General features: G+C 69.0%; 2 protein-coding genes and 2 pseudogenes. 3 read left to right on the top strand and 1 reads right to left on the bottom strand.

The window, feature by feature from the left end:
* From manB to manA, 3 genes and pseudogenes are all read left to right on the top strand, one after another.
* Positions 1-643: pseudogene (gene manB, locus JO059_RS21615) on the top strand (phosphomannomutase/phosphoglucomutase); the annotation flags it as partial.
* Entirely contained in the window at positions 640-1,743 is a 1,104-nt protein-coding gene (locus JO059_RS21610) for a TobH protein (protein WP_293322564.1), read from the top strand. The pseudogene manB and the gene JO059_RS21610, both read left to right, overlap by 4 nt.
* A gap of 8 nt (positions 1,744-1,751) precedes the next feature.
* The gene (gene manA, locus JO059_RS21605) at positions 1,752-2,978 is read left to right on the top strand and encodes a mannose-6-phosphate isomerase, class I (RefSeq protein WP_293322563.1); all 1,227 of its coding nucleotides are present in this window, start codon (positions 1,752-1,754) and stop codon (positions 2,976-2,978) included.
* Here manA and JO059_RS21600 read toward each other — a convergent pair.
* Positions 2,956-3,791 (bottom strand): annotated as a pseudogene (locus JO059_RS21600) (oxidoreductase); the annotation flags it as partial. The gene manA and the pseudogene JO059_RS21600 sit on opposite strands and share 23 nt — an antisense overlap.

The following is a 3,791-nucleotide window of genomic DNA, read 5'->3' as shown; positions in this document are numbered from 1 at the left end:
CGACGAGCAGGGGGTCGGCCTGTCCGGCTCGACGACCACCGCGATGCTCGCGGCGATGCTGCTCGACAGGAACCCCGGGGCGACGGTCATTTACAACCTGATCTGTTCGCGCGCGGTGCCCGAAGTGATCCGCGAACACGGCGGTACGCCCGTGGTCGAGCGCGTCGGGCACAGCTTCATCAAGGCGAAGATGGCCGAGACGAACGCCATCTTCGGCGGCGAACATTCGGCGCACTACTACTTCCGCGACTTCTGGGGCGCCGATTCCGGGATGCTCGCCGCGCTGCATGTGCTGGCCGCCCTGGGTGAGCAGCATGGGCCCCCGAGAACGCTCTCGGAGTTGACCGCCGACTACCAGCGTTACGAGTCGTCGGGCGAAATCAACTTCAATGTCGCGGACGCGCCGTATTGTGTGGACGCCGTGTTGAAATCTTTCGGCTCCCGGATTCAGTCCATCGACCACCTGGATGGGGTGACGGTCGATCTGGGCGGCGGCAGCTGGTTCAACCTGCGTAGCTCGAACACAGAGCCGTTGCTGCGACTCAACGTGGAGGGCCGCACCAGCGAGGACGTCGACGCGGTGGTGGCTCAAGTCAGCGCAGAGATCGCCGCCCGAACGTCATCCGGGGCAGCGCAACCGTGAACCCCACCCGGGCGATCGATCTCGAAGACACCGAGGGCCTGCTCGACGCCGACCGGGAGGGCCTGCTGCGGGCGGCGTCGATGGCCGGCGCACAGGTGCGATCCGTGGCCGCCGCCCTCGACGAGGGCGCTTGCGAGCCGCTGCGCGTTGACGATCGTCCGCGATCGGCGATCTGGGTGTCCGGCCGTGGTACCGCCGAGACGGCCGGTGCGATGCTGGCCGCAACCTTGGATGGGGTGGCGGAAGAACCGATCGTGGTAGCCGGCGAGGCGCCGCCCTGGATCGGGCCGCTGGACGTGCTGCTCGTCGCCGGCGACGATCCCGGTGATCCCGCACTGGTCGACGCCGCCGCAACCGCTGTGCGCCGGGGCGCCCGCGTGGTGGTGATCGCGCCGTATGAAGGCCCGCTGCGCGACAGCACGGCGGGCCGAGTCGCGGTGCTGGACCCTCGGCTGCCGCTTCGCGATGAGTTCGGCCTGTGCCGATACCTGGCGGCCGGCTTGGCCGCCTTACAAAGCGTGGACCCGAAGGTACGCGTCGACCTGGAGATGCTCGCCGACGAGTTGGATGCCGAGGCGTTGCGCAACAGTGCCGGCCGCGAACTGTTCACCAATCCGGCAAAAACTCTTGCCGCGCGCATGTCCGGTCGTTCGGTGGCGCTGGCCGGCGACTGCGCCGCGGCGATGGCGTTGGCGCGGCATGGCAGTGCGGTGTTGCTGCGAGTCGCGCATCAGGTGGCTGCCGCCGCCGGGCTGGCCGACGCGATCGCGGCACTGCGGGCGGCCCCCGGGCCCGGCGACGCCTCCGCTTCCGTGGACGCCCTCTTCCACGACGAAGACATCGACGGACCGCTGCCCGAGCGGCTGCGGGTGCTGGCCTTGACGCTGGGCGACGAACGGATGGTGGTGGCCGCGCGGGTCGCCGGGCTCAACGACATCTACCTGGTCGCGGCCGAGGATGTGCCCGATGCCCCGGGCGGCCTCGCGACGTCGGGGGCGTTCCCCGCGTCGACCGGTGGCGGGCGCCCCGAGCAGCAACTGGCAATATTGGCCGTCCGGCTGGAGATGGCCGCGGTTTACATGCGACTCGTGCGGGGATAGATACACAAGTGGAGCTGCTTCACGGGGCCTTGAGGACGTACGCCTGGGGATCGCGCACCGCCCTCGCGGAATTCACCGGGCGTCCGGTTCCGGCGGCCCATCCAGAGGCCGAACTCTGGTTCGGCGCACACCCCGGTGACCCCGCCTGGCTGGAAACGGACACAGGCGAGATCTCGTTGTTGGACGCGCTCGTCGCGGATCCGGAGGGACAGCTCGGACCGGCGTCGCGCGCCCGATTCGGTGACGTGCTGCCCTTCCTGGTCAAGGTGCTGGCCGCCGACGAGCCGCTGTCGCTGCAGGCCCACCCCAGCGCCGCCCAGGCGGTCGAGGGCTACCTGCGCGAGGAGCGCCTGGGCATCCCCGTCACCTCGCCGCTCCGCAACTACCGCGATACCTCGCACAAGCCGGAGCTGCTGGTCGCGCTGCACTCCTTCGAGGCGCTGGCGGGATTCCGTCAGGCTGCCCGCACCGTCGAGTTGCTGCGGGCGCTGGCCGTGCCCGAACTGGACCCCTTTATCGATTTGCTCAACGACCAGTCCGACGCGGACGGTCTGCGGGCCTTGTTCACCACCTGGATCACCGCGCCCCAGCCCGACATCGATTCGCTGGTCCCCGCCGTCCTGGACGGCGCCATCCAGTACGTCGCCTCCGGGGCAAGGGAATTCGCGGCCGAAGCCAAGACGGTGCTCGAGCTTGGCGAACGCTATCCCGGCGATGCCGGGGTGCTCGCGGCGTTGTTGCTGAACCGCATCACCCTGGCCCCCGGGGAGGCGATATTCGTGGCGGCCGGCAACTTGCACACCTATTTGCGTGGTTTCGCGGTGGAGGTGATGGCCAACTCCGACAACGTGTTGCGCGGCGGCCTCACGCCCAAGCACGTCGATGTGCCGGAGCTATTGCGGGTCCTGGATTTCGCTCCCACCACCGAGGCGCAGCTGCGGCCGCCCGTCCGCCGGGAGGGGTTCGAACACGTTTATGAGACACCGGCCGAGGAATTCGCCGTCGCCCTGCTGGCGCTCGATGCCGAGTACCTCGGCCACGAGGTCGACGCGTCCTGCGGTCATGAGGGCCCGCAGATCCTGCTGTGCGCCGAGGGCTGCGCGACGGTGCACGCCAAGTCCGGGTCGCTCGCGTTGCAACGCGGCATGGCCGCCTGGGTGGCCGCCGACGACGGCCCGATCCGGCTGGTCGCGCGGGAGCCCGCGAAGTTGTTCAGGGCGACCGTAGGGTTGTGACGGCTCGCGGCCGTTCCTTGACGGCCTGTCGCCGCTCGCGTAGCCACAGCCGCATGTTGTGCCGCATGGCCCGGCCGATTATCCGCGGCGGCGGAAGCATATAGAGGCTGTCGAGCAGGGAGAACCGGCGCAAGAACCATTCCGCCAGCACCGGTTCGGTTTCGGCTGCCCCGAGAAATTGGTCGAACAGCGCCGCGGACGGCCGCCACCACCAGGGAACGGGCGCCTTGGTGCCCGCGTGGTGGAAGTAGACGTCGGCGATGCCGTTCATGATCCACACCGGGTAGGTGGTCTTGGCGGTGGCCCTGTTCAGCTCCGCGGCCAGCCGGTCGTCCGGGAATTGCAGCGCGCGCCGCAGGTGGCCGGCCTGCAGGACCGTCATGGTCATGCCTTGCCCGAATGTGGGGTTGAAGCTGGCGACGGCATCGCCGAATGGCACGATGCCGGCCGGGAAGCGGTCGAGTTTGTGATAGCGGCGCCACCTGCTGGCCGGAAAGGCGTGGTACGCCGGCTCGCCGATGGGTTCGGCGTGCGCCAGCGCGTCGGTGAAATGTTTGGGAAGCAGCTCGTCGGCCAGCGCGAGCATTGCGGGAAACGTCCTCGGCGGTTTGGCGTTGGCCACCCCGAAGGTGGTCAGCACCCAGGTTCGGTCCTCGTAGAACAGCATGCCCAGCCCCAGCGACTGATCGTGAGAGGCGCCGGCGACCACCACCTTCTCCGCGATCAGGCCCTCCGGGATCCGGAATCGGTGGGTGGCGTAGTTGATGCCGATGTCGATGGTCGCTTCGGCGGGGCGTTGATATCCCCATTGGT

This window comes from Mycobacterium sp. (assembly GCF_019247615.1).
Lineage (GTDB): Bacteria > Actinomycetota > Actinomycetes > Mycobacteriales > Mycobacteriaceae > Mycobacterium.
This window is presented reverse-complemented; position numbering and strand designations above follow the sequence as displayed.